Below are 25,981 nucleotides of genomic sequence, written 5' to 3'. Positions count from 1 at the left end.
CATGTCCCCGGCCGGGCTGTCCGGCCGAGGATGGGCCGAAGAGATCAACGGCCCACGGGGAAGGCACGACATGCGGTTCGGAATCGGTTCGGGAGCACGGCGCGGGACCGTGGTGGCAGCCGCGTTGCTGGCTGTCACCGCGGGCACGGCCCTGCCCCTCACACAGGCCGAGGCATCGCCGGGCGGGACACCGAGCGGGATCTGGCAGGTCGACGGGTACGGCGCCGTCCTCTCCCTGGACGGCGGCCGGCTCCAGGAGTACCAGGTCACCTCCGTCAGCTGCATCAAGGGCACCTCGGCGGCGCGGACCGGCAGTGGGCACGGCACCACCCGGTATCTGACCCCGGGCGGCGATGTGTTCACCGTGCGGCCCCAGGAGCGGCCGGGGCGGGCATGGATGCACATCGACGGCTCGCCCGGCGACCGCGGGTTGCGGCGCATCGATGCTCTGACCGCCGCCTGCCGGACGGCGCCACCGACCGGACCCGTCGCCACCTTCGACGTCCTGTGGCAGAGCTTCGAGGAGAACTACCCCTTCTTCGCCGCCAAGGGGATCGACTGGGACGCCGTACGCGAGCGCTACCGTCCCCGGGTCCACGCGGGGACGACGGACTCCGAACTCTTCGCCCTCTTCCGCGAGATGCTCACCCCGCTGCATGACGCCCATGTCGGTCTGGCCGAGGGTGACACCCGCTGGGGCAGTGTCCGTCCGGGCACGGTCATGCCCGACGAGGATCTGGACGCCAAGGTCATCTCGCATGTCGAGGAGCACGATCTCGGGGGCGCGAAGCTGCGTATGTTCGCCGGCGGCAGGATCGGCTACGCGGAACTTCCCGGAAATCGCGGGTACTTGCGGATCTCGGGCTTCGGCGGCTACAGCGGGACGAACGACTTCGCCGCCAACAGCGCCGCTCTGGACGAGACGCTCGATGCCGTTCTCACTCCCGCGCACACGGCACGGCTGCGCGGGCTGGTCATCGATCTGCGGATCAACGGCGGCGGCTCCGACGCCCTCGGGCTCCAGCTCGCCGGGAGGCTGACCGACCGGCCCTACTACGCCTACGCCAAGCGGGCCCGCAACGACCCCGCCGACCCGGCGCGGTTCACCCGTCCCCAGCCGCTGTACGTCCGGCCGGCAGACGCGCCCCGCTACACGGGCCCGGTCGCGGTACTGACCGGTGGGTCGACGATCAGCGCCGGCGAGACGTTCACCCAGGCGCTGATGGGCCGCCCGGGCACGACGGTCCGGATCGGGCAGCACACCCAGGGCGTGTTCTCCGACGCACTGCCGCGCACGCTCCCGAACGGTATGACCGTCCTGCTGCCCAACGAGGAGTTCCTGACCCGCACCGGGCAGACCTTCGACGGCGCCGGCATCCCGCCGCATCTGACCGAACCGGTCTTCACCGACGAGGAGTTCGCGAAGGGACGCGACTCCGCGTTCGACCGGGCCGTCGCCGTTCTCGGCCGCCGGGACTGACCCTCCGGCCCCTGGGGAAAAGCGCGTCCCGGCCGGGTGGGGGGAAGTCCGGCCGGGACGCGGGTGGGGGCGGAGCGGCTACTGGTAGGCGGCGAACGCCTTGGTGAAGGCCAGCGGCTGCTGGAGGATCGAGCTGCAGGTCGCGTCGGCGGCCGGCTTCTCGCCGCCGGGGCACTGCTTGTCACGGGTCGAGGACCACATCGACAGCCAGCCCATGTCCTTGGACGTGGCGAACTCCACCAGCTGCGTCGCGTCCTCGACCGTGAAGATCTCGGTCACGACGTCGTTGACGCCGATCATCGGGGTGACGGCGACGGCCTTCCAGGCAGCGGCGTCGGAGAGCCCGAGGACACCCTTGATCTGCGCCTGGGTGGCGGTGGCCGCCTGGATCGCGTAGTCACCCATGTCGTCGCTGAAGGCCGGCCCGTAGTCCATCGCCATGATGTTGACCGCGGAGACCTTCACCCCGTTCTTCTTGGCGTCGGCGACCAGGTCCACGCCCGGCTGGGTCAGCCCGGTGGGCATCACCGGCAGCGTGAAGGAGACATCCAGACCGGGGTGGGCCTTCTGGAGCTGCGCGATCGCCTGCGAGCGGCGGGTGTTGGCCGCTGTGTCCGGCAGCGCGGCGCCTTCGATGTCGAAGTCGACCTTGGTCAGCTCGTAGGTGTCGATGACCTTGCCGTACGCCTTCGCGAGCTCGTCGGCCGAGGAGCAGTTCAGGCCCAGTTCGGAGCCCGCGGCGCCGCCGAAGGAGACGCGGACGTCGCCGCCCTTGGCGCGCAGGGCGCCTATCTGGTTGGCGACAGCGTTGTCGCCGAGCCCGGTGACGCCGCCCCACAGCGGGGCGCAGCTGCCGCCGGAGGTGATGAAGGCGAGGTTGAACTCCTTGACGCCCGTCTTGGTGACCGTGTCGAGCATGTCGTACGACGGGAAGAGCGAGGTGTCGATGTACGGGGCGTAGCCCGCGGCCGCCTTGGTGCCGTTGCCCGGGGTCTCACTCGGCGTCGGGGTGGGCGTGGCCGTCGTGGTGGGGGTCGCCGGCTTGGTGGGCGTGGCCGTGGGGGTGGGCTTCGGCTGCTCGGTGGGCCGGCCGGTGGGCTGCGGGGTGGCGCCGGTGTCGAGGGAACACGTGGCGTCGTTGATGAGACAGGACGTGGGGTCGGCGGCCGTGGATGTACCGCTCGCGGAGGTGACGAAGCCGACGGTCACCGACGCGCCGGGCGCGAGCTCCTTGTTCCAGCTCGTGGGCTTCACGGTGACGTGCTGCCCCTCGACCGTGTGCTCCCCGTTCCACAGGGAGCTGATCGTGGTCCCGGCCGGGAGGTCGAATTCGAGCGTCCAGCCCGACTGGGCCTTCTCGGTGGCGTTGGTGACGACGTACTGACCGGTGTAACCGCCCGTCCAGGAGCTCGTCTTGGTGTACGCGGCGCCGACGGCGGCGGCCTGGGCCGTCCCCGTCAGGGCGAACGCGGCGCCGCCGGCCACCGCGGCGGCGACGAGCGCGCCGATCGCCTTGGTCTTGCCGCTCGCCGTGCGCCGGTGCGTACTACTGCCCATTGCGTGCCTGCCTCTGTCTTACGGAAGTGGGGGGTGTGGCAGCACGCTAGCGAGACCGGAACGGACAAATGACCGGTTCAGGGCGGGGTTCGACCTTCTTATGACGCCGTTAAGGAAGGCATCGGAGCCGGTTAATGGTCGGGGCCGCCGACCCGGGAGTGCGAGCGGGAAAGGCGTCCGCGCCGCCGTTCGGTGCCGCGGTGACCCCGGCGGCGCTCGCCCTGCGCGCCCTGGCGGGGGCCGAGGCCGAGCCACAGCCGTACCTCCGTGCCGCCGAGCACCGAACTGCCTATCCGTACGTCCCCGCCCGTCGACTCGGCGACCCTGCGCACGATGTCGAGGCCGAGGCCCGTCGAGCCGTCCCTGCCACCGCTGTTGCCCCGGGCCATCGCGGCCTCCGGGTCGGTGATGCCCGCCCCGGCGTCGGAGACGAGCACGATCACGGCGTCGTCGCCGTTGTGCACGTCGACCGAGAAGGCCGTGCCCTCGGGGGTGTGACGGAAGACGTTGCCGAGCAACGCGTCGAGGGCAGCGGCCAGTTCGGGACGGGCGACCGGGATGCGTACGGGACGGTCGACGCCCGCGACCCGCACCTTGCGGCCCTCGTCCTCCGCCAGCGCGGACCAGAAGTCCATGCGTTCGCGGACGACTTCGGAGGCGTCGCAGCCGGCTCCCGGGCCGTTGGCGACGGTCTGCGGCTTGGCCTCGCGCGCGGTGCGGATGATCGTGTCGACCTCCCGCTCCAGCTGCTCGACGGCGGTCCTGGTCTGCTCGGCCGCCGGGCCCTCGCCCAGCGAGGCAGCGTTGAGGCGCAGCACGGTCAGCGGGGTGCGCAGCCGGTGCGAGAGGTCGGCCGCGAGCTCCCGCTCGTTGGCGAGAAGCTGGACGACCTGGTCGGCCATGGCGTTGAACGCGATCGCGGCCGACCGCAGTTCGGTCGGCCCCTCCTCGGGGACCCTCGCCCCCAGCCTGCCCTCGCCGAGGTCGTGGGCCGCGCCCGCGAGCCGCTGCGCGGGCGTCACCATCCGGCTGCCGAGGCGGTCGGCGACCGCGACCGAACCGATGATCAGGGCGATGCCGACGCCACCGAGGACCAGCCAGGCGGTGCCGACGCCGTTGGAGACCTCGCCCTCGGGCACGAACACCTCGACGACCGCGATCTGGCCGGTGCCGATGGCGGTGGGCTGCAACAGGGCGGAGCCGCCGCGCACTTCGGTGACGGAGGCGCGGCCGAGGCGCTGGGTGGTGGCGAGGTCGGCCGTCGCGGCCCGGCGGATGCCGATGTCGACGGGCACGCTGCCGGGTTCACCGGAGGCCGGGACGTGCACGGCCATCCGGCCCGCCGCTCCGGCCTGGGTCGACATCACGGCCCGCTCCAGCGGGTCACGCTCGGCGGTGATGGAGAGGGTGGGGCCGATGGCGGCGGCCTGGCGCTCGGCGTTGGAGAAGGCGCGGTCGCTGGCCATCTCCTTGATGACGAGCCCGAGCGGTACGGCGAAGGCCACCACGACCATCGCCGTGACGGCCAGCGAAACCTTGACGAGTGCCCATCTCATCTCATGTGTCCGTTCGGCGGTTCCAGCTTCACTCCGACTCCCCGCAGCGTGTGCAGATAGCGGGGCCGTGCCGCGGTCTCACCGAGCTTGCGCCGCAGCCAGCTCAGATGGACGTCGATCGTCTGGTCGTCGCCGTAGCTCTGCTGCCAGACCTCGGCGAGGAGTTCCTTGCGCGGGACGACGACTCCGGGGCGGCCGGCCAGAAAGGCCAGCAGGTCGAACTCCCGGCGGGTCAGGTCCAGTGCCGTGCCGTCCAGCTCGGCCTGGCGGCGCAGCGGGTCGATGGACAGACCGCCGACCTGGATGACGCGCGAGGGCGGTACGTCGCCGGCGGCGACGCGCGAGCGGCGCAGGACGGCGGCCATGCGCGCGGACAGGTGCTCCACCGAGAAGGGCTTGATGAGGTAGTCGTCGGCACCGTCGTTGAGCAGCCGGACGATCTCGGTCTCGTCGTCCCGCGCGGTCGCGATGATCACCGGTACATCCGTGATGCCCCGCAGCATCTTCAGCGCCTCGGCCCCGTCCAGGTCCGGCAGACCGAGGTCGAGAATGACCACGTCGAACCGGAAATGGGCCACCTCACGCAGCGCCTCCAGGGCCGTGCCGACGCTCCGTACGGTGTGGGAGGCCTCGGTCAAGTGCCGGATGAGGGCGGAGCGCACGAACTGGTCGTCCTCGACCACGAGCACACTTGCCATGGGCGGCACCGTACGCCATACGGAGTACCGCGGTCGCCATCCGGAGCAGGTCGCTCACGATCCGGAACGGCTCGGTCCTCTCCGGGACACGGGTGGGGCGCGTGGTGCAGTATGGGCAACGATGCGTAGAGGACTTGTACATGCCATGGCGTGGTCGCTGTCCACCGGGGCGGCGGTCACGCTGTCGTGGTGGGGCGTCCACACGGTGATGTCCGGGACCGCTTACGACCGGCCGCGCGCGCTGCCGATCAGTGCGGACACGGCGACCACGCAGGGCTCGAAACCGCAGGCCTCGTCGACACAGGAGCCGCCCGCACCGCCGTCGAGCCCGAGCCCGTCGAAGGAGCGGAAGCGGAGCCCGTCGACCACACCGTCGACGGGAAAGTCCGACAAGTCCGAAGCGCCCTCGTCCGCTTCGCCGCCGCAGCAGTCCGCCCCGGCGGGCAGCGTGAAGGGCTACACGGTCGACGGCGGCCGGGTCGTGTTCGACATCCGCGACACGTACGCGGAGCTGGCGTCGGCGACGCCCGACGCGGGCTGGCAGATGCAGGTGTGGAAGCAACCGGAATGGATCCGGGTCACGTTCACCAAGGACGGGCGGGAGTCGTCGGTGTTCTGCACCTGGAACGGCCATCCGCCGATGGTGCAGTTCGACAAGCGTTGAGCGCGGTGCGCGGGTGCGCGATGCGTTGGATGCCGTGAGTGCGTTGGATGCCGTGAGTGCGTTGGACGCCGTGGCGAGCGGGTCTGCCGTGCGCGCCCCGCGGTCAGCGCGGTCACCGCGTCAGCGGAAGACGGCGGGCGGAGGCGCCGGTGAGGGCTTCGCGCTCGCGTCGGTGACCGCGGCCGCGCCCCCCGTGAAGTCCATGAGCGCCTTGCCGTGCTCGACCCGGCCGGGATGCGGGTCGCTCGCGACGCGCCGGGTGAACTCGGCGACGGGCAGCGGCACGTCCGAGGCCAGCAGCACGGCGTTGCCGAACCGGCGGCCGCGGAAGACGGTGGGGTCGGCGGCGAGCGCCAGCTCGGGGAACAGGCCCGCCGCGGTGGCCACTTGGGCGCGCAGATGCGCGAGGGGCGGACCGTCGGCGAGGTTCGCGGCGTAGTGCCCGCCGGGCCGCAGGACACGGCGGACATCGGCGAGGAACTCCGTACTGGTCAGATGCGCGGGGGTACGGGCACCGCCGAACACATCCGCGATGACGAGATCCGCCCAGCCGTCCGGCACCTTGGCGAGCCCCGCGCGGGCGTCGCCGGACCGTACGCGTATACGGGCGCCCGGGTCCAACGGCAGATGTGAGCGCACCAGTTGGACCAGGGGTCCGTCGAGCTCCACCACCTGCTGGGTCGACCGGGGGCGGGTCGCCGCGACATAGCGGGCGAGCGTGAAGGCCCCGCCGCCGAGGTGGACGACCTGAAGGGGCCGGCCCGGGGGCGCCACGAGATCGACGACATGGCCGAGGCGGCGCTGGTACTCGAAGGACAGGTGCGCCGGATCGTCGAGGTCGACATGCGACTGGGGCGCACCGTCGATGAGCAGCGCCCAGGCACGCGGACGCTCGCGGTCCGGTATCAGCTCCGCGAGTCCGCCGTCGACCTGCGCGACGACGGGCTCGGGGCCGCCGACACCGCCACCGCCCTTGTTCCGCCTGCTCTTCGCCATCCCTCCATTATCGGGCCCGGCGGGAGGGCGGCGCCTGCGGTGCGGTGGCGGCCGCGATGGGATGCGTTCGGTTGCGGTGCCGGTGCGGTGCCGGTGCGGCCGGCCGGCCGCGGGGGCCGCTACCGGCGGCTGTCCGCCGCTTCGATCAGCCGGGCCGCCTCGCCCAGCGCCTCGCGCAGCACCTCCGGGTCCGTGACCTCGTCCGCGCCGCCCGGCGGCAACAGCCAGCCACTCCCGCGCACCGGCGGTTCGGCGGGGATCCGCAGCCCCCGGCCGGCGGTCTGCGTGCACGCGCTGCCCGGCATGTCCCAGCCGTCGGCCGTGCCCGGCGGAACCAGAAAGCCCAGGGTGTCGCACTCACCGTCGTGGAGCACCGGCCCGACGGCCGGGGCGGCGGTGCGGCGCAGGATGTCGACCGCTTCCAGCCCCTGGCGCGCCGGGACCGTCACCAGGTCACAGCCGCCGTCCGGGCCGTCGCCGCCCGGTGGTGCGCTGCAGTCCTGGCTGGGCAGGTGCCGAGCCGTCGTCGCCGATGTCGCAGGCGCCCGGACGCCGCCGTTGGCGCTGGTCTCCATGCCGACCTCCAACAAGGGGATCGCCTCCTCGCTCGAGTGGAAGCACATACCGAGCCTCCATGGAGTTCAACGCCCGTACGCGTCAAGGGCTACGGCGGCACGCCGCCGCAAAGGGTGGCACTTCATGGCAGATCGCGGGTGAGTTATCCCTTTTGTAGGCAAACCCTGCGTGTGCGGGTCGTCACAGCAGGTACGTTCTTGCTCCGCCGGAACACGGCTGCACCAAGAGAGGGCTCGGCCATGGCGTCGTCGTCACAGGCAGCACGGGCAGTTCCCAACCTCGCCTTCCGGCGGTTGCGCGGGCAGCGATCGCCGGGGGAGTTCGCCGCGGCCGTACGCAAGGCGGCGCGGGAGATCGGCGAGCAGGTCTCCTGCGACGCCCGCTACATCGGGCGCGTGGAGGCGGGCGAGATCCGCTGCCCCAACTACGCGTACGAGCGGGTCTTCCTCCATATGTTTCCCGGTCTCGCTCTGGGGGACCTGGGGTTCACGGCACGGGAGCAGGTGCGGGGCGGGGCCCGGTGCCGGCCGCGCGAACAGGCTCACGAACGGGCTCACGAACAGGCTCTGGACACAAGGGCGTTCGGCTTCGCCGCCACGACTCACACCGACACCGACAGCGACGAGGAGAGCGACGTGCTGCGTCGCGCATTCATGACGAGCGGCACCGCCACGGCGGCGGCCGCGTCCCTGGGGCTGAGCTCCATGGCCGTGCCCTCGCAGGGCCGCCGCAGGGTCGGCGAGCCGGAGGTGAAGGCCGTCGAGGAGGCGGTACGGCGGATCCGGCTGCTCGACGACCGGCACGGCGCGGACGGCCTGTACCGGCGTGCCGCGCAGCCGCTGCGGGCGGCCTACGCGTTGCTCGACGCGGGGATCGCCGCCCGGCGCTCGACCACGGACCGGCTCCACTCCGGCGCCGGTGAACTGGCCATCTCCGTGGGGTGGCTGGCGCACGACTCGGGCCGGTTCGACGACGCGCGGTCGCACTACGCGGAGGCGCTGGCGACGGCGCGGGTGGCCGGGGACGCGGCGCTGGAGGCGCACGCGTTCTGCAACACGTCGTTCCTGGCGAGGGATACGGGCCGGCCCCGTGAAGCCGTCCGCTCCGCGCAGGCCGGCCTGCGCGCGGCCGGGCACCTGTCGTCCCCGCGGCTGCTGGCGCTGCTCGCACTGCGGGAAGCGGGGGGCTGGGCGGGGCTGGGGGACCGTGCGGGCTGCGAACAGTCACTGGCGCGGGGGCACACGTACTTCGACCGGGGGGCGGGGGCGGCGGACCCGGAGTGGATGTCGTTCTTCGGCGAACCGGAGCTGGAGTCTCTCCAGGCGCAGTGCTGGGCGACGCTGGGCGACTGGCCGCGCGCGATCCGCCACGCACGGCGTGCGGCGACGCTCCAGGACCGGCGCTTCACCCGCAACCTCGCGCTGTACCACGCGGAACTGGCGACGGACCTGGCCCACGGAGGCGCCCCGGACGAATCGGCCTCGGCGGCGGAGGAGGCGCTGGATCTGCTGGACGGGGTCCAGTCGGCGCGCATCCAGGCACTGCTGTCCTCGACGGCGAGGACGTTGAGGGGGCATCGGGGGGTAAGGGGGGTGGGGGCGTTCTTGCGGCGGTACGAGGAGGTGCGGGTGTAGGGGGTGCGGGTCCTTGGGGCGGGGCCAGGCGCTCGGGGCGCGGGTTCCTGTCCGGCGTCGGGCGCTTGGGCCTGGGGCAGCTGCTTGAGCCTCGGGTCCTTGTCCGGCGTCGGGCGCTTGGGCCTGGGGCAGCTGCTTGAGCCTCGGGTCCTTGTCCGGCGTCGGGCGCTTGGGCCTGGGGCAGCTGCTTGAGCTTCGGGTCCTTGTCCGGCGTCGGGTCCGGGGGCCCTCCGGGCTCGACTCCTCGGGGTCGGCGGCCTACAGGTCCCTTGCGTTGGTCACCCAGGTCTTGCCGCCGATCCCCTGCGGGGACGACCCTGCACGCCCCCTGCCGGGGGTCGACGACGAGGCCGGTGGCAGTGCGGGCGCATGCGAACCAGAGCCGGTTCGGGGCAGCGCGATGGGATGCCGCGCGAAGCTGCCGCAGCCAGGGGGCGTGGGGCGCAGCCCCGCTGAATCCCCCTTCACCCGCACCGAACAGGTGCATTCGGCCCGGGTTCTTGTCCGGCGTCGGGTCCGGGGGCCCTCCGGGCTCGACTCCTCGGGGTCGGCGGCCTACAGGTCCCTTGCGTTGGTCACCCAGGTCTTGCCGCCGATCCCCTGCGGGGACGACCCTGCACGCCCCCTCTCGGCGGGTCGAGGACGCGACCGGTGGCAGCGCGGGCGGAAGCGAACTCCAGCCCGTTCGGGCGGCCGCGGTGGGATGCGGCGCGAAACTTCCCCGCCTGAACCCCACCCACACGTGCGGCGCGAAGCTGCCGCAGCCAAGCGGTCCAGCCCCACAAACCCTCTCCAACCGCACCGGACACTGCGGCGCGAAGCTGCCGCGAGCAAGGGCCGTGGGCGCAGCCCGCATGGCCCTTCCCAGTCCCACCGGACAGGCGCGCAAGCCCCGGCGGCGCGAAGCCGCCGCAGCCAGGGGGCGTGGGGCTGCCCAACAGGCCTCCTCCACCCGCACAGGTCAGCTGCGGCGCGAAGCCGCCGCAGCCAGGGGCGAGGGGCGCAGCCCCACGGAACCCCCTCCCCCGCACCGGACTGGTACGCAAGCCCGGGCGGCGCGAAGCCGCCGCAGGCAGGGGCCGTGGGGGCCGCCCCACAAACCCTCTCCACCCGCACCGGACAGGTGCGGCGCGAAGCTGCCGCGGCTAGGGGGCGTGGGGCGCAGCCCTGCATGAACCATCCCACCCGCACCGGACGGGAGCGCAGGCCCCGCCGGCACGAAGCTGCCGCAGCCAAGGGGCGTGGGGCGCAGCCCCGCAGAACCCCGGCCGCGCGTCACGACTCCAGGTGCGCCGTGTCGTTCCAGTGGTCCAGCGCCGGCGCGCCGTACGCCCAGCCCAGGATCGACAGGGACGCCGGGTCCAGGCGGATGCGGGCCCCGAAGGACGGGTCCAGGTCCAGCCAGCGCGCCGCCAGGACGCGCAGGATGTGGCCGTGGGCGAAGACCAGGACGTCCCGGTCCTCCGACTGCGCCCATTCCACGACCTCGTCCGCCCGCGCACCCACCTGCGCCAGCGTCTCCCCGTCGCGGACACCGTCGCGCCAGATGAACCAGTCCGGCTTGCTGATCGCCCTGATCTCCGGCGGGGTCAGGCCCTCGTACGCCCCGTAGTCCCACTCCATCAGCGCGTCCCACTCCGTCGCCCTGACCCCGAAGCCCGCGAGCGTGCACGTCTCCGACGCCCGGGCCAGCGGGCTCGTGCGGACCTCGACGTCCGGCAGGGAGGACCACGGGGAGCGCTGGAGTCGTTCGCCGAGCAGCTTCGCCCCGCGGCGGCCCTCCTCGATCAGCGGGATGTCCGTCCTGCCGGTGTGCTTACCCAGCCGGGACCATTCGGTCTGACCGTGCCGGGCGAGCAGGATGCGCGGTGCCATGAGGCGCTCTCCCTGAAGTTCACATGCGGTGGATTTCCATCATCACCCACCTGAACCCGGGGCAACCTCCAAGACGATCTCGGCGTCCTCCACTAGGTCGGACCCGCCGACAGAGCGTCGCCCCTTACACCGTACGGTTGAACCGTGGTCGTCGGCCACCGGAACTCACGATGGAGAAACGTTCGGATGCCGTACACCGCGCCGCGACCGAGGCCACGCTGGTGGACCGAACTGCTGCTGCTGCTCGTGGTGTACGTCGCGTACTCGGCCGGCCGGCTCCTCGCCCGCGGTGATGTGACCACCGCCGTGGACCACGGCCTCGCGATACTCCGGGCCGAGAAGGCACTCCTGCTGAACGCCGAGCACCCGCTCAACCGGCTGTTCAGCCAGACGCCCGCGATCGGCATACCCGCCGACTTCATGTACGCGTCCCTGCACTACCTGGTGACCCCCGCCGTCCTGGTGTGGCTCTTCCGCCGCCGGCCGCTGCGTTATCGCGCGGCCCGCACCTGGCTGATGCTCTCCACCCTCCTCGGTCTCGTCGGCTTCACACTGACGCCGACCTGCCCGCCGCGGCTGCTGGACGCGAGTCACGGCTTCGTCGACACCATGGCCCAGTACAGCTCGTACGGCTGGTGGGGCGGCGAGGCCAGTGCTCCGCGCGGCATGGGCGGTATGACCAACCAGTACGCCGCGATGCCGAGTCTGCACGTCGGCTGGGCGCTCTGGTGCGGTGTGATGCTGTGGCGGCACGGCCGTACTCCGCTGATGAAGGCGCTCGGCGTCGCCTATCCCCTGCTCACCACGCTGGTGGTGATGGGAACGGCCAACCACTACTTCCTCGACGCGGTCGCCGGCGCCGCGGTGATGGGTCTCGGCGCGCTCGCGACCCGGCCCGCGCTGCGGCTCGCCGACCGCCTGCGGGCCCGCTACGCGCCCGCCCCCTCCGGCCCGAAGTCCCCGATTGTCGGTGCCGGATGCGAGACTTCCGCGGGTGAGCGAATCCCTGGACAGCGGACCTCGTCCGCAGGCGCCGACGACAGCACTCCGGCAGCGGCTCGCTGAGCTGCGCGGTCCCGCCGCCCAGCCACGTCCGCTCGACGCCCGGGCTCTCGCCGCCCTCGCGGCCAACCCCGGTTGCGAGCGGCGCGCCCTGCTGGACGGCGCCGGGGTGGACAAGGCCGCGCTCGCCACCGCGCTGGGATCGCCGGCGACGTTCGGGCAGTCGCAGTTCGCGTTCATGCGGGGCAATGCCTTCGAGGCGAAGGTGAAGTCCGACGGCGGCGCGGAGCTGCTGCGGCTGATGGGTGTCGACAGCGGCGCGGACGTCCGGGTGCCCGATCTGTCGGCGGCGGGCCCCGAGGGCCGGGCCGCGCGGACGGCGCTGGCCCTGCGCGAGGCGACGGCCGAGGCGGCGTGGACGCTGCTCGACCATCCGATGCTGGCGCTGGAGGTCGCGGGCTCCCCCGCCTATCTGGAGCCGGACGCGGTGGTCGTCGCTCCCGACGGCCGGTGGACCGTCGTCGAGATCAAGTCGTTCCCGATGATCGACGCCTCCGCGGACGCGTCCAAGGTGGGCGCGGCCGCCCGCCAGGCCGCGGTGTACGTGCTGGCGCTGGAGCGGGTCGCCGCGCTGACCGGGGGCGCGCAGGTCGCCCACGACATCCTGCTCGTCTGCCCCAAGGACTTCTCCAACCTCCCCACGGCGTCCGTCGTCGATGTGCGCAAGCAGCTGTCGGTCACCCGCCGGCAGCTCACCCGGCTGACCCGCGTCGAGGACATCGCGGCCGCCCTGCCCGAGGGCACCACCTTCGATCCGCAGTGCACGCCGGAGCAGCTCACGGCCGCAGTCGAATCGGTGGACGCGGCGTACGCACCCGAGTGCCTGGCCGCCTGCGAGCTGGCGTTCCACTGCCGTGAGCGGGCCCGGACGGCCGGGGTGGTCGGCGCCCTGGGCCGTGGACTGCGCGGTGAGCTGGGCGGTCTCACGACGATCGGGGACGTGCTGGCGGCGGCCCGCGGCACCGCGGGCGACGCGGATGATCCGGCCGTCGCGGCCCTGCGCCGGGCCGCCGTGCTGCGGGCCGAGGCGCTGGAGGCCGCCGGATGTCGCTGATCGCCACGCTCGCCCGGCTGGAGGCCGTGGAGTCCGGGCGCGCCCAGCCGCTCGCGACCGTGCGGCACCGGCATCTGTCCGAACGCCCGCTGGTCCTCGTGCCGCTGACCACCGCCGGTGAGGCGGGCGCCCCGCTGGGCGCGCTCGTGGGGACGGACCGGGAGGAACCACGGCTGATGGTGGTGGCCCAGCCGCGCGACCGGGAGCTGCGGTTCGCCTTCCTCGCCGAGCTGGCCGATGCGGTGCTGCCTCATCTGGACACGTACGCCGACGACATCGAGCTGGTCGAGCAGAACCAGACCGATCCGGAGACCGGCAGGCGCACCAAGGTCGAGGCCGAACTGTGCGCGGACGCACCGCAGCTGGTCGTGCCGGGACGGGCCGGGATCGACTTCGTCCGGCTGCTGGGCCGGTCGATGCGCTTCCGCCGTACCGCCGAGCAGGACCCCGACACGCCCTACCCCGCCCCGCCCCGGGTCCCGTTGCTCGGGCGGTGGCTCACCCACTACGGCGAGCGGGCCCGCGTACCGGGCTCGTCCCTGCTGCTGGCGGCGACGGATCTGCTGGGCCGGCACTGGGCGACCGGACAGTCGTCCCTGGAGGACCAGCATCTGGGTGCGCTGCTGGCCTGGATCGACGCGGCCGAGGGGCAGTCGGGCGCCGAGGCGGCACTGCGGGCCGAGCTGGCGCGTGACGACCGGGGCCAGCTGCTGTGCCCGCCTGCCGGGCCGGCCACCGATCCGGCGTTCGACAACCGGCTCCTGGCGCCGGCCGTCGAGCGCTACGACAAGGCCCGGCAGGCGCTCGGGGCCGCGGAGGACGGCGCCGCGGCCGACACCCGGCTGGCCGAACTGACCCTCGCCGAGCGGGAGATCCGGCGTCTGGTGCTCAGCCAGTTGCGGCCCACGTGGGACGCGGTCTGGCGGAGCCTGGAGCTGCTGCGGGAGCTGCCCGAGGGGCGGCGGGCCGCGGACCGCTGGACGCGCGACCGCTGGTCGTTCACCGCGCACCGCGACCGGGTACGGGCCGGTGAGCCGCCGCAGCCGCGCCGCGACGACGCCGTGACCGCCGCCCGGAAGCTCGCCTCACGGGAGACGGCCCAGGCGCAGCTGGACGCACAGGAGGCCCTGGACGACCCGCTGGTGATGGCGGGGCGCAGGCTCGCGGGCGAGGCGTTCCTGGGTGAGGTGACCGACGTGGTGATGGCGTGGTCCGAGTCGAAGCGCCCGAGCCCGCGCCCCCTGGTGACGGTGCGCACGGACGACCGGCCGCATCTGGGTGAGCGGGTGAAGGTCTACCGGTCGCTGGACGGCAAGCCGCAGTCGGCGGAGTTCACCGGGTTCGACGGGCCGCCGTCGGACGGGCTGCTGGTGCTGCGGCTGACCGACCGCATGGGCCGCGCCAAGGAACCGGCCGAGGGGACGGTTCCCCGCACGGGCGACCGCATCGCCTGGACCCTGTTCGAGCACGATCAGCGCGGCGGGCCGAAGCTGCCGGACCCGGAGGAGACGCCGTGGACCCACGGCGGCCCGCCGGGCGCGGCCGCCGAGAGCGCCGACCCCGTGACCTCGGAGGACATCCTGTGAGCGCCCCCTTCGACCCGTCCGCCGAGGCGGCCCGGGCCACCGAGGCGATCCTCGCCGACACGCTGCACGGGACGCACCGCGGTGTCGTCGTGGACTCGCCGCCCGGCGCGGGCAAGTCGACGCTCGTGGTGAACGCCGCCCGCGAACTGGCCGCGGCGGGCCGCCCCCTGATGGTGATCGCCCAGACCAACGCGCAGGTCGACGACCTGGTGCTCCGGCTCGCCGCGAAGGACCCGCAGCTGCCGGTGGGCCGGCTGCACAGCAGTGACCCCGACCCGTACGACAAAGCGCTCGACGAGCTGGACAACGTCCGCACCTCGGCGAAGGCGGGCGACCTCGCGGGCCTGGACATCGTGATCTCGACGGCCGCGAAGTGGGCCCATGTCCAGGGCGTCGAGCCCTGGCCGCACGCCATCGTGGACGAGGCGTACCAGATGCGCTCGGACGCCCTGCTCGCCGTCGCCGGCCTCTTCGACCGCGCGCTGTTCGTGGGGGACCCGGGGCAGCTGGACCCGTTCTCCATCGTCGGCGCGGAGCAGTGGGCGGGTCTGTCCTACGACCCGTCCGCGAGCGCCGTCTCGACGCTGCTGGCGCACAATCCGGAGCTGCCGCAGCACCGGCTGCCGGTGTCCTGGCGGCTGCCGGCGTCGGCCGCGCCGCTGGTGTCGGCGGCGTTCTATCCGTACACGCCGTTCCGCAGCGGTACGGGCCCCGGCGAACGGCGGCTGTCCTTCGGGGTCGCGTCGGACGGTTCGGCCCACGACCGGGTGATCGACGAGGCGGCGGAGTCGGGCTGGGGCCTGCTGGAACTGCCCGCCCGCCACACGCCCCGCACCGACCCGGAGGCCGTACGCGCGGTGGCGCAGGTGGTGCGCAGACTGCTGGACCGCGGCGGCGCGGCGAGCACCGGCTCCTCGGAGCCCTCGCCGGTGACGGCCGAGCGCATCGCGGTCGGCACGGCCCACCGGGACCAGGCCGCGGCCGTGCGGGCGGCGCTGGCGGAACTGGGCGTCGCCGATGTCACCGTGGACACGGCGAACCGGCTCCAGGGACGCGAGTTCGACGTCACGGTGGTGCTGCACCCGCTGTCGGGACGGCCGGACGCGACGGCGTTCCATCTGGAGACGGGCCGGCTGTGCGTGCTGGCGTCCCGCCACCGGCACGCGTGCATCGTCGTGTGCCGTGCGGGCGTGGCCGAGCTGCTGGACGAGCACCCCTCGACGGAGCCGGTGCAGCTGGGGGTGACGGTCAAGTTCCCGGACGGCTGGGACGCGATGATGACGACCTGGGACCACCTCGCCGACCACCGCGTGCCCTGGACCCCCTGACCCACCGACCCCCCGCGCGACACCCGCGACATGACCCGCGCCCGGAGGTGATGACGCGCCCCTTTCGCGCTTCGAGTCGCCCTCTTGCGGCGCGCGGGACAATGGATGGCGGTCCGGATCATCCGGCTGTACCCGTGCAAGGAGGAACACCCCATGGCGGAACCCCAGCGGAGCGAGCGACGGCTGCGACCGGCGCCGCTGCTCTTCGAGCCGTCGGAGGCTGCCGCCGACCCCGAGCACTTCTTCGACCTGGAGTCGATCGAGGACCCGAGGGACCTGCTCTCCCGTGCGACCGAGCTGACGCTCGCCTTCCGCGCGGCGACCGACCGGGCCGTGGAGTTCCAGGCGCTCGCGGCCGCGCAGCTCGCCGATCCGCGCCGGTTCGACCGGCTGACGCCCGCGGACATCGCCGAGCGTGCGGAGTGGACCGAGGACTATGCCAAGAAGATGATCGAGTTCGGCCGGGGGCTTCTGCGGGACGGAAGTCCCCAGTAGAACGCCGCTTCGAATCTGCCGGGCAAACATCACATGTGGCATATGCCGAGGCGCAAGATACTCCTCCCCGGGCCACGCTGTCCTCGTTTTGACCAACTGTCGGGAGCCGTTCGGTCACTCCCGGTAGACATTGCTCCATGAGTGCATGGCTGCGAGAAGACTCCCTGCTGAACCCCGGCTCCGCCGAGACCGAGCGCAGGCGCGACATCTTCGCCCTCCTGCGCGACGACGGACGCGACCACGTCGCGCAGGTCACCGCCTCGGGTGCGGCCTGGCTCGCCTCGTCCGGGACGTACCCGCGCTCCATGCTCGCCCTCTGGCGTACGCGGCCGACCGCCCCCGCCGTACTGCCCTGCGGCACGGCCTTCGACGTGGTGAACGTCCCCGCGCTCTTCGGCCGGCAGATGCTCGACCGGCTCTGGGCGGAGGGGCCCGGCTCCGGCCCGGTGGCCATGCACCGCGGCAGGATGCTCATGTTCACCGTCCCGGGCACCGCGCACCGGCTGCCCGCCCTGCTGGACTGGGAGGAGTGGGGCGACTCGGTGCCTCCGCTGCTGTGCCACGGCACCAGTGACGCGGTGACCGTCCCGCCGCTGGCCCAGACCGAACGGAACGGGCCCGGCCCGCGCTGGGTGGTGGCGCCGGACACCCGTCACCCCTGGCTCCCGGGACCCGAGGTACTGCTGTGGGCATGCGTCCGGGCGGCCCGCGCGGCCTCCTCCCCGAGCGTCCGCATATCGATTTTTCCTCGCGCCGATCAGGGTGCTAAGGTCTACGACGTCAGCAGGCGCCGCTAGCTCAGTTGGTTAGAGCAGCTGACTCTTAATCAGCGGGTCCGGGGTTCGAGTCCCTGGCGGCGCACAGACGGAAAAGGCCCCTCGCGCGAGCGGGGGGCCTTTTCGTATGCCGGTGGGGCCCACCTCTATGCGGTGGTGATCCTGACCGTGAACGCACCCCCGGGCGTACGGTCCGCGACCTCCACCCGGGTCCGCCCTCCCGGCGCCCCCGGCATCGTGAACGTCTCGCCGACCCGCAGCGGTGCGTCCGCCAGCTCCGGGTACACCGACTGGTCCCAGCACGCCTCGCTGCTCGGATGGGTGTCGATGACCTCGACGGGACCCCCGCCCGAGGCCGTGTCCGACTGGACTCGGTAGAGCAGCACCCCCTCGGTGCAGGTCGACGCGTCATTGCCGGTGGCGGCGCGTGCCTCGATGGCGAGCGCCGTGCCCGGACCCGTCCGCACGACCGCGAGCCGGGTGCCGAGACCGCCGCCCGGCGCCGGCGCGGCGCCGATCGGCTCCAGAGTGATCAGCTCCTCCCCGGTGACGCACCGGACGGCCCGCTCGTCGAGCCAGCCGAGCTTCCACTTGTGCCAGCCGAACAGGTCGGGCGCCATGCCGAACTGGCTGCCCATCACGTCCCAGTCACCGACATAGGTGTCCCAGTCGCCCTTGCCGTCCACCGGCCGGTGGTAGAGGTCGGGGAGGTCGAAGACGTGCCCGGTCTCGTGGGCCAGCACGTTGCGGTCCGGCGGATGGCGTTCGAAGACGGTGACGACACGCCGGATGTCGACGCCGTCGGCGCTGAGCGGGTGCTCGAAGTTCACGACCTTGGTGGCGTCGGAGTCGACGCCGGGCGCGTCCGGGTCGGCGACCAGATAGACGATGTCGTAGCGGGAGAAGTCCACGGTCGGGTCGGCGGCGTCGATCGCGTCGCGCATATAGGCGCCGCGCTTCTTGGGCTCCCAGTCACGGCTTATCCCGTAGGCGGTGGAGGCTTTCGGCATCACCACCCAGGCGGGCTGCGGGTCGGCGCGGAGCTTGAACCTGCCGTACGAGGCACGGTCGAAGAAGGTGCTGGTGGCGGGGAAGTGGTCGGTGGCGAGCTCGCCCGGATCGTGGTTCGGCACGGAGTCCGGGAACGACAGGAAGACCATGACCGCGTCGAGCCGGGACGCCGGCCGCGGATAGGCGGCGTTCCAGGTGTCGAGGCCGAGGGAGTGGTGGGCGGAGGTGCGGGGCAGCGCGCAGGGGCCCGCCGAGTTCTTCGCCACCGCGGGTCCGGCGACGAGGGAGGTGGCGGCGAGGGCCATGAGGGAGGTGAGGGCCGCGGCGGTGGCGCGCAGCCGTCCGCGTTCCACTCCCCCGGGTGTTCCCGCGGGTGACTGCTGACCCTCCACGTAGACCTCCGGCTGCGGAATGGGAGACACCTCACCCACCTTGTGCGGGTTTCTTGGTGTACGTCCTGTTCCGGTGCCCCACTCGGGTGACCGACCTGACATCGGGCCGACACCGACCCGAGATCCGGCGACACTCCGATGGCTCACGGAACGTCACATTCGGTCAGGCCGGAATCGGCACCCGTGCAGACCCGCGCAGAAACGATCGGCCGGAGACCACGGACGGGCGGCACCCGAGCGGCGGAGCTGGAACGGCCCAGGGGGCAGCCTCTATGATCGGCACACTTTCCCGGACCCTTCCCCCGACCTTCGCCGACGTAGGACCGGCCCCGGCCGGCCACATCAGTACGACCCTGTACGACACAACTGCACTGCGGGAGTGAGCGGTGAGCGGAACCTCCGAAGGAACAGGGCCGACGGGAGTCGCGGTGCCCGGCTGGGCGCGGCCGAAGATCACGGAGCGTCACCAGGTCGGCCGGTCCGCCGCCGAACTGCGCGACTACCGGGCGGCATTCAACGCCGCACACCTCGCGATGGCGGTCGTCGACCAGGACGGACTCGTCGTGACGGCCAACGCGGCGCTCGCGACGCTCTTCGGCTCGGAGCCCGTGGACCTCCTGGAGCGGACGGCCGCCGACCTGGTGGACCTCGCCTCCGACCGGCGCACCTGGCACGCGTACCGCGAGGTGCTGCGCGGCCGGCGCTCCCGCTTCCGGTGCACCCGCAGGCTCAAGCACCCCGACGGACGCGCGCTGTGGGCGGAGGTCACGGTGGCGCCGGTGCCCGACAGCCGCAATGTGCTGCTGTCCGTGGCGGACATCAGCGACCGGCGCGAACTGCACGCGCGGCTGCGCCATCTCCAGATGCATGACGCGGTGACCCGGCTGCCCAACCGGACGCTGTTCTTCGAACGGCTCGCGTCGGCGCTCGAATCGTCGGCGTACGACCAGGGGTCCACCGGCCGGGTCGGCCTCTGCTATCTCGACCTCGACGGTTTCAAGGCGGTCAACGACACGCTCGGGCACCGGGTCGGCGACCGGCTGCTCGCGGCCGTCGCCCGGCGGCTCACCGAGTGCGCGGACGGCGACGGTTACACCCGCAGCGGCGGCCATCTGGTGGCCCGGCTCGGCGGCGACGAGTTCGCGATCCTGGTCGAGGACTCCACGGGTACGGACCAGGTCGCCGATCTCGCCCGGTCCGTACTGGTCGCGCTGCAGCAGCCGTTCGACCTCGACGGGCAGCGGCTCTCGGTCTCCGCGTCGATCGGGGTGGTGGAGCGTACGGTCGCCGGCACGACCGCGACGGGGCTGATGCAGGCCGCCGACACGACGCTCTACTGGGCGAAGGCGGACGGCAAGGCGCGCTGGACGCTCTTCGATCCCGAGCGCAACGCGCACCGGATGACGCGGCAGGCCCTCTCCTCGACGCTGCGGCCGGCGGTGGAGCGCGGGGAGTTCGCGCTGGAGTACCAACCGCTGGTGGGACTGGCGGACGGGATGACGCGTGGCGTCGAGGCGCTGGTGCGCTGGAATCACCCGCAGTTCGGGACACTTGCGCCGAATCGGTTCATCGGAATCGCGGAGGAGGACGGCTCGATCGTCCAGCTCGGGCGGTGGGTGCTGCGCACCGCGTGCCGCCAGGCGCGCCGGTGGCAGCAGGAGCACCCCGGCGTCCCGCCGCTGTTCGTGAGCGTCAATGTCGCCGTACGGCAGGTCTGGGACTCGGACCTGGTGGCGGACGTGGCGGAGATCCTCGCCGAGACGGGGCTCGCGCCGCACCTTCTCCAGCTCGAACTCACCGAGTCCGCGGTGATGGGTTCGGCCGGCCGGCCCCTCCAGGCGCTCCAGGCGCTCAGCGACATGGGCGTGCAGATCGCCATCGACGACTTCGGCACGGGCTATTCGAACCTGGCGTATCTGAGCCGGTTGCCGGTCTCGGCGCTGAAGCTGGACGGATCGTTCGTCCGGGGCTTCCAGGACGAGGCGCACCCGAACCCGGCGGACGAGACGATCGTCGAGGCCCTCGTCCAGCTCGCGCACCGGCTCGGTCTGACGGTCACGGCGGAGTGCGTGGAGACCTCGGGGCAGGCCTCCCGGCTGCGGAGCATCGGCTGCGACACGGGTCAGGGCTGGCTGTACTCACGGGCCGTGGCGCCGGACCGGATCGGGGCGATGATCGGCATCAGCGCGCTGCCCGGGTGAGGACCGGCGCCGCGGGCGCTTGACGACGGGCGCCGCCCCGGACCGCTGAGCGGGGTCCGGGGCGGCGCCGTGGTGGGGGGCGGGGAGCACCTGCGATCAGCAGGCGCCCTGGTCGCGCCAGACGCCCCACTCACCGGTGGTGCCGGGCTCCTCGTTCTGCGTCCACCACTGGGCCTTCCAGGTGCGGCCCTTGTGGGAGACGAGGCCGCCTTTGTTGTAGACCGCGGAGGCGGACCACGGCGTGGCCGTGCAGCCGGGCGCCGGGTCGGACGGCGACGGGGTCGGGTCGCTCGGCGAGGGTGTCGGGTCGGACGGGGACGGGGTGGGGTCGCTCGGGTCCGGGCTCGGCGAGCTGCCGACGGCCGCCACGATGTCGTTGAGCAGCTTCGCTCCGGGGTCCAGGCCGAGCAGGGAGTACATCATCGCGCCGCCCAGACCGCGGTTGTGGGCGTAGTCGGCGCGGGCCTGGATCGCGCGCTTGTCGAGGCCGGTGAAGAACTCGCCGTCCTTGTAGAAGTACGACGCCTTCGCCTCGTCGTCCCAGAACGTCGTCGCCGCGTTGTCGACGATGCCGCCGAGCTCCTTGTAGTGCGCGATGCCCGCCTGCTGGCTCAGCGGACGCGCGGCGCTCGCACCGGTGGCGCTGCCGCCGAGACCGTTTTTGGCCCCGGCCGGAACACCCTTCCAGCCGCGGTAGTAGAACTCGTATCCCAGCGTCAGCTTGTTCGCCGGGAAGCCGCCCGCGATGCCGTACGCGGCGTTGCCGTCGATCCAGGCGTCCACGGCGTTGTCGATCGAGTACTTCTGGGTGCCCGGCGGGATCGGGTCGGTCGGGTCGGACGCCGGCGAGTACAGCGGCGACTGGTGGTAGGCGGGTCCGTCCGCGTCCCAGGCGCCGTGCATGTCGTAGGTCATGATGTTCGCGTAGTCGAGGTACGCGCCGACCTTGTCCGTCTCGATGTACTTGATCTTGTCCTGGCCGGCCGGCATCGCCGCCGTCAGCAGGTACTTCTTGCCGCCGTGCGCGGTGCCGTACTCGTTGAGCTGCTTGCGGAACTCGGCCAGCAGCAGGGTGAAGTTGGTCTTGTCCTCGGGGCCGTAGTGGTTGCCGAGGTGGCCGCCCGCCGAGCCCGGGTACTCCCAGTCGATGTCGATGCCGTCGAAGATGCCGGCCGCCGTGCCGGCTCCGCCGAAGCCGCCCTCGACCGGGATGTCGCCCTGGATGTACTGCTTGATGCAGGACGCCACGAGCTTCTTGCGGCTCGCGTCCGTCTTCGCCGCGTCGTGGAAGAACTTGGAGTACGTCCAGCCGCCCAGCGAGATGTTGATCTTCAGATGGGGGTTCTTCGCCTTCAGCTTCTTGAACTGGTTGAAGACACCCGCGATCGGCTGGTTCCAGGTGTCGGCGACGCCGTCCACGCTGTCGGCCGCGCCGAAGGTCTTCTGGTAGTCCGCGAAGGCGTCGCCCGCACCGTCACCGGCGTTCGGGTTGTTGTCGTCGCCCGCCGCCTTGTTCGCCTCGAAACAGGTCAGATCCGTGGGGTGGATGTTCCCGAACGAGTAGTTGATGATGTCGAGCTTCCCCGCGATGCCCCTGTCCTGGAGGTGCTTGGGGAAGAAGGCGTTGCCGTACACGCTCCACTGGTCGTAGTACGCGATCTTCACCCCGCCCGTGGATGCGGCGGCGAGCTGGGCGTCGTTGCCGGCCGCGCCGGCCGGGCCGGTGGCGGCGAAACCGGCCATGACGCCTGCGGCGAGCGCCGCGGTCGTCAGGGCCGCGAGCAAGGGTCTGGGGGAGCGCACGGACAGCCTCCGGGGTTGTGCCGACGTGAGTGGGAGAAGAGATAGCGATCCGGCCACCGGCGCGTCAATGGTCCTGACCACATTAGGACTAGACCAATTTTGACGAGAAACCGCTTGTCAGGCTGTTGCAACAGGATGCAAAAACCGCCCGCCACCATCGTGACGAGCGGTTTAAGGGTGCGTTAACCGAGCCCTGCGGCCCTGATCAGGAAGGAACCACCGAGGTCGGCAATTCGTAGGCGTCGGCGATCAGTTCGTACGAACGGAGCCGGATGTCACCGCCGTGGGCATTGGCCGTGAGCATCAACTCGTCGGCCCCCGTGCGCTTCTGGAGGTCGTCCAGACCGGTGCGCACCGCGTCCGGCGTGCCGTGGACGATGTTGGTCAGCCAGCTGTCGACGAACTCCCGCTCCATGGGGCTGAACCGATACGCCTCGGCCTCTTCGGGCGTCGGTACGAGCCCCGGGCGGCCGGTGCGCAGCCGCAGCATCGAGAGCGCCCCGGTCAGCACCTGCCGGCGAGCCTCCTTCTCGTCGTCGGCGGCGAGCGCCGCCACCCCGATGAGCGCGTAGGGGGCGTCCAGCACCGCCGAGGGCCGGAAGGACTCGCGGTAGAGGTCGAGCGCCGGGATGGTGTTCTGCGCCGAGAAGTGGTGGGCGAAGGCGAAGGGCAGTCCCAGCACGCCGGCCAGCCGGGCGCTGAAACCGGAGGAGCCGAGGAGCCAGACGGGCGGACGGCCGGTGGGCCCCTGCACCGGGCCCGGGACCGCGTGAATACGGCTGTAGGGGTGCCCGTCGGGGAAGTCGTCGTCCAGGAACCGTGTCAGTTCGGCGAGTTGCTGCGGGAAGTCGTCGGCGCCCTCGCCCAGCCGCTCGGTGCGCCGCAGTGCGGCGGCGGTCGCGCCGTCCGTACCGGGGGCGCGGCCGAGGCCGAGGTCGACACGGCCCGGGGCGAGCGCCTCCAGCGTGCCGAACTGCTCGGCGATGACGAGAGGCGCGTGATTGGGCAGCATCACGCCGCCGGAGCCGAGGCGGATGTGCTCGGTGTGCGCGGCGAGGTGCGCGAGGATCACGGCGGGCGAGGAGGAGGCGACGCCGGGCATGGAGTGGTGTTCGGCCACCCAGTGGCGTCCGTAGCCGCGACTCTCGGCGAGCCGGGCGATCTGCACACTGGTGCGCAGGGCGTCGCTCGCGGTACGGCCCTCGCCGACCGTGACCAGATCCAGTACGGACAGCGGCACCGGCGCAGTACCCCGTGCCGTGCCTCGTATCGGGTCGCCCTGTATCGCGTCGTCCACCGGTTCAGCCCTCCTGCGCGTGAAAAACGTACAACACAGAAGAACAGGAGGGCCTCTCCGCTTTATTCCGGAGCGGGACGGGGCCGGGGCCCCGGCGCAGGTCCGAGCGCCGTCCCATCACCCCCGGCGGGATCCGGTTCGAGACGTCGGGCCCGGGTCGGCATCCCGGACCGGATCGGTTCCGGTGGGGTGCGGTTCCGGGCTGCACGGTTCAGGTCCGGGAACGCCCGGCCGCTCGGACCGGAGCAGCGCCCGGGCCGCGCGGCGGTCAGGGTCCGGACCCGGCCGCTCGGAGCGGAGCCGGGCCCGGCCCCTCGCACGAGGCCCGGGCCCGGGCCGCTCAAACCGTGCCCCGGCCCGGCCCGCCGCTCAGATCCGGATTTGGTCCCGCTTGGCGAACAGCGTGCCCAGCTTCGGCGCCCACGCCCGGCGCTCGGCCAGCCGCAGGCCCTCCCAGACGGTCACCTGGTTCGCCGTGAGGACCGGCTTGCCGAGCGTCTCCTCCAGCTCGGGCAGATACGCCGCCGTGTGCAGGGCCGTGTCCGGCAGCAGCACGATCTCCGCGTCCGGATGGTCTCCCGCACGCGCCAACTCCAGCACCTCGTCCCGGCCCCAGGTGCCGACCTCGGCCGCCGTGATGATGCCGCTCGCCCGGTCCGCGACCACCTCGGTCCCCGCGGCCTTGAGGAACGCCGTGAAGTGGGCGGTGACATCCTCCGGATAGGTCGCCGCGACCGCCACCCGTTCCGCGCCCAGTGCGCGTACCGCGTGGGCGAAGGCGAACGACGTGCTGGACGCCGGGAGGCCCGCGGCCAGCGCGAGCGCCCGTGTCTGCTCGTGGGCGCCGTCCCACCCGTATACGAAGCTTCCGCTCGTGCACGCCCAGACGACCGACTCGGCGCCCGCGAGGCGGAGTTCCTCCACGCCCGCGGCGAGCCGCTCGGGCGACCCCATGTTCAGCAGGGCGTCCACGCGGTGGGCGTCCTCGCCGATGTCGGTGTGCACGACCGGCAGCCTGATGTCGCTGTCGAGCAGCACCTCGAAGCGCGGGTAGTCGTCCTCGGCGGAGTGCCCGGGGTACAGAAGTCCGACCGTGGTCATGTCCAGCCTTCCTGTTCTTCGGGCTGGGCCGGCTGAGCCTGGGGCTGCGGTGCCTGGGGAGGGAGCGGGATCTCGGGCTGGGCCTCCGGCTGCAGCAGCAGCCCTTGGTAGGGCCCGACCGCGTGCACGCCGATCCGGCGCAGCGCCGCCCACATCGTCACCTGGTTCGCGGAGAGCACCGGCATCCTCAGTTCGGCCTCCAGCTGGGGGATCGCGTCGTACGTCGGCAGATTCGTGCAGCTGATGAAGAGCGCGTCGGCCGCGCCCACCACCGCCTGCCGCGCCATGTCCACCACCGACCGGTACGGCACCTTCCAGATGTGCCGGGTCAGTCCGAGAAAAGCGCGGCCCGTGACGGTTGCCCCGGCTTCCGCCAAGTAGTCCTCCAGCGAACGCGTGACCGATTCCGTATAGGGGGTCACCAGGGCGATACGACGGGCGCCCAGCTCCTCGAGTGCTTCGAGCAGGGCGCCGGACGTGGTCAGCGAGGCGACGTCCCCCGCCGAGGTCATCGCCTCGCACATGGCCCGCTCCCCGGCGACCCCGCCGACGAAGCTGCCGGATGTGCAGGCGTAGGCGATGACTTCGGGCTCGGACGCCCCGAGCGCCTGCACGGCCTTGTGCAGGGTCTCGTGCTCACTGACCAGGCGGGCGAGGTCGAGGGAGACCTCCACAGGGACGTAGGGAGTACGCGTCAGCCGCAGTGAGACGTCGTCGGGGACCCAACGCCACAGCTCGCGATCCAGCGCGAAATCGAACGGAGCGACGATGCCGACACCGCGTTGCGGTTGCGGCCCGCCGAGAAAGGAGACATCCATCGCACGGCCCCCTTTGACGTG

21 protein-coding genes and 1 tRNA gene are annotated in these 25,981 nt (G+C 72.3%); 11 read left to right on the top strand and 11 right to left on the bottom strand.

Annotation, left to right across the window (positions count from 1 at the left end):
* Nucleotides 1–70: 70 nt before the first annotated feature.
* Nucleotides 71–1,480, top strand: coding sequence for a S41 family peptidase (locus RPQ07_RS23690; RefSeq protein WP_313946185.1), 1,410 nt, complete (start codon nt 71–73; stop codon nt 1,478–1,480).
* Nucleotides 1,481–1,558: 78 nt separating this feature from the next.
* On the opposite strand, the gene RPQ07_RS23685 is transcribed toward RPQ07_RS23690, so the two are convergent.
* The 3 genes from RPQ07_RS23685 to RPQ07_RS23675 all read right to left on the bottom strand — a co-directional run bounded on the left by RPQ07_RS23685 (nt 1,559) and on the right by RPQ07_RS23675 (nt 5,291).
* Nucleotides 1,559–3,037: a cellulose binding domain-containing protein gene (locus tag RPQ07_RS23685; RefSeq protein ID WP_313946184.1), complete on the bottom strand. Its 1,479-nt coding sequence runs from the start codon at nt 3,035–3,037 to the stop codon at nt 1,559–1,561.
* A 131-nt stretch (nt 3,038–3,168) separates the two neighbouring features.
* Nucleotides 3,169–4,593 carry a HAMP domain-containing sensor histidine kinase gene (locus RPQ07_RS23680; RefSeq protein WP_313946183.1) on the bottom strand — a complete coding sequence of 475 codons (1,425 nt, stop codon included), beginning with the start codon at nt 4,591–4,593 and terminating at the stop codon, nt 3,169–3,171.
* On the bottom strand, nt 4,590–5,291 hold the full coding sequence (locus RPQ07_RS23675; protein WP_313946182.1) for a response regulator transcription factor: 702 nt from the start codon (nt 5,289–5,291) through the stop codon (nt 4,590–4,592). Before RPQ07_RS23675 ends, RPQ07_RS23680 begins: the two co-directional genes overlap by 4 nt.
* A gap of 121 nt (nt 5,292–5,412) precedes the next feature.
* Between RPQ07_RS23675 and RPQ07_RS23670 the strand changes: the two genes are divergently transcribed.
* A complete protein-coding gene (locus RPQ07_RS23670; protein ID WP_313946181.1) occupies nt 5,413–5,955 on the top strand; it encodes a hypothetical protein in 543 nt (180 codons plus the stop codon).
* 120 nt (nt 5,956–6,075) lie between these two features.
* Here RPQ07_RS23670 and RPQ07_RS23665 read toward each other — a convergent pair whose 3' ends face one another.
* Nucleotides 6,076–6,951, bottom strand: a complete 876-nt coding sequence (locus RPQ07_RS23665) for a fused MFS/spermidine synthase (RefSeq protein ID WP_313946180.1) — start codon at nt 6,949–6,951, stop codon at nt 6,076–6,078.
* A 119-nt stretch (nt 6,952–7,070) separates the two neighbouring features.
* Entirely contained in the window at nt 7,071–7,526 is a 456-nt protein-coding gene (locus RPQ07_RS23660; protein ID WP_313949000.1) for a hypothetical protein, read from the bottom strand.
* 240 nt (nt 7,527–7,766) lie between these two features.
* Here RPQ07_RS23660 and RPQ07_RS23655 point away from each other — a divergent pair, with 240 nt between their 5' ends.
* Nucleotides 7,767–9,161, top strand: coding sequence for a tetratricopeptide repeat protein (locus tag RPQ07_RS23655; protein WP_313946179.1), 1,395 nt, complete (start codon nt 7,767–7,769; stop codon nt 9,159–9,161).
* A 1,275-nt stretch (nt 9,162–10,436) separates the two neighbouring features.
* Here the strand turns inward: RPQ07_RS23655 and RPQ07_RS23650 are convergent.
* Nucleotides 10,437–11,036: a histidine phosphatase family protein gene (locus tag RPQ07_RS23650; RefSeq protein ID WP_313946178.1), complete on the bottom strand. Its 600-nt coding sequence runs from the start codon at nt 11,034–11,036 to the stop codon at nt 10,437–10,439.
* Between the two features lie 186 nt (nt 11,037–11,222).
* On the opposite strand from RPQ07_RS23650, the gene RPQ07_RS23645 reads away from it, so the two are divergent.
* The 7 genes from RPQ07_RS23645 to RPQ07_RS23615 all read left to right on the top strand — a co-directional run bounded on the left by RPQ07_RS23645 (nt 11,223) and on the right by RPQ07_RS23615 (nt 17,422).
* The gene (locus tag RPQ07_RS23645) at nt 11,223–12,101 is read left to right on the top strand and encodes a phosphatase PAP2 family protein (protein ID WP_313946177.1); all 879 of its coding nucleotides are present in this window, start codon (nt 11,223–11,225) and stop codon (nt 12,099–12,101) included.
* Nucleotides 12,031–13,152: a hypothetical protein gene (locus RPQ07_RS23640; RefSeq protein ID WP_313946176.1), complete on the top strand. Its 1,122-nt coding sequence runs from the start codon at nt 12,031–12,033 to the stop codon at nt 13,150–13,152. Before RPQ07_RS23645 ends, RPQ07_RS23640 begins: the two co-directional genes overlap by 71 nt.
* Nucleotides 13,143–14,738, top strand: a complete 1,596-nt coding sequence (locus tag RPQ07_RS23635) for a hypothetical protein (RefSeq protein WP_313946175.1) — start codon at nt 13,143–13,145, stop codon at nt 14,736–14,738. Before RPQ07_RS23640 ends, RPQ07_RS23635 begins: the two co-directional genes overlap by 10 nt.
* On the top strand, nt 14,735–16,066 hold the full coding sequence (locus RPQ07_RS23630; RefSeq protein ID WP_313946174.1) for an AAA domain-containing protein: 1,332 nt from the start codon (nt 14,735–14,737) through the stop codon (nt 16,064–16,066). The genes RPQ07_RS23635 and RPQ07_RS23630 overlap by 4 nt, the downstream gene beginning before the upstream one ends.
* A gap of 153 nt (nt 16,067–16,219) precedes the next feature.
* Nucleotides 16,220–16,561, top strand: coding sequence for a hypothetical protein (locus RPQ07_RS23625; RefSeq protein ID WP_313946173.1), 342 nt, complete (start codon nt 16,220–16,222; stop codon nt 16,559–16,561).
* Between the two features lie 137 nt (nt 16,562–16,698).
* Complete coding sequence (locus RPQ07_RS23620) at nt 16,699–17,358, top strand: bifunctional DNA primase/polymerase (RefSeq protein WP_313946172.1); 660 nt, start codon at nt 16,699–16,701, stop codon at nt 17,356–17,358.
* A tRNA-Lys gene (locus tag RPQ07_RS23615) sits at nt 17,349–17,422 on the top strand. Before RPQ07_RS23620 ends, RPQ07_RS23615 begins: the two co-directional genes overlap by 10 nt.
* A gap of 61 nt (nt 17,423–17,483) precedes the next feature.
* On the opposite strand, the gene RPQ07_RS23610 is transcribed toward RPQ07_RS23615, so the two are convergent.
* Complete coding sequence (locus RPQ07_RS23610) at nt 17,484–18,770, bottom strand: M6 family metalloprotease domain-containing protein (RefSeq protein WP_313946171.1); 1,287 nt, start codon at nt 18,768–18,770, stop codon at nt 17,484–17,486.
* 356 nt (nt 18,771–19,126) lie between these two features.
* Here RPQ07_RS23610 and RPQ07_RS23605 point away from each other — a divergent pair, with 356 nt between their 5' ends.
* Nucleotides 19,127–20,941 (top strand): putative bifunctional diguanylate cyclase/phosphodiesterase, encoded by a 1,815-nt coding sequence (locus RPQ07_RS23605; RefSeq protein ID WP_313946170.1) that lies wholly within the window; start codon nt 19,127–19,129, stop codon nt 20,939–20,941.
* 96 nt (nt 20,942–21,037) lie between these two features.
* On the opposite strand, the gene RPQ07_RS23600 is transcribed toward RPQ07_RS23605, so the two are convergent.
* From RPQ07_RS23600 to RPQ07_RS23585, 4 genes are all read right to left on the bottom strand, one after another.
* Nucleotides 21,038–22,744 (bottom strand): glycosyl hydrolase family 18 protein, encoded by a 1,707-nt coding sequence (locus RPQ07_RS23600; RefSeq protein ID WP_313946169.1) that lies wholly within the window; start codon nt 22,742–22,744, stop codon nt 21,038–21,040.
* Between the two features lie 205 nt (nt 22,745–22,949).
* Nucleotides 22,950–24,041 carry an LLM class flavin-dependent oxidoreductase gene (locus RPQ07_RS23595; protein WP_313946168.1) on the bottom strand — a complete coding sequence of 364 codons (1,092 nt, stop codon included), beginning with the start codon at nt 24,039–24,041 and terminating at the stop codon, nt 22,950–22,952.
* Nucleotides 24,042–24,410: 369 nt separating this feature from the next.
* Nucleotides 24,411–25,142 carry a decarboxylase gene (locus RPQ07_RS23590; RefSeq protein WP_313946167.1) on the bottom strand — a complete coding sequence of 244 codons (732 nt, stop codon included), beginning with the start codon at nt 25,140–25,142 and terminating at the stop codon, nt 24,411–24,413.
* Nucleotides 25,139–25,960, bottom strand: a complete 822-nt coding sequence (locus RPQ07_RS23585) for a decarboxylase (RefSeq protein ID WP_313946166.1) — start codon at nt 25,958–25,960, stop codon at nt 25,139–25,141. The genes RPQ07_RS23590 and RPQ07_RS23585 overlap by 4 nt, the downstream gene beginning before the upstream one ends.
* Nucleotides 25,961–25,981: the final 21 nt, after the last annotated feature.

The organism is Streptomyces sp. AM8-1-1 (assembly GCF_032229325.1).
Taxonomy (GTDB): domain Bacteria; phylum Actinomycetota; class Actinomycetes; order Streptomycetales; family Streptomycetaceae; genus Streptomyces; species Streptomyces achmelvichensis.
The sequence above is the reverse complement of the archived record's forward strand: the minus strand, read 5'-3'. Positions and strand labels throughout refer to the sequence as shown.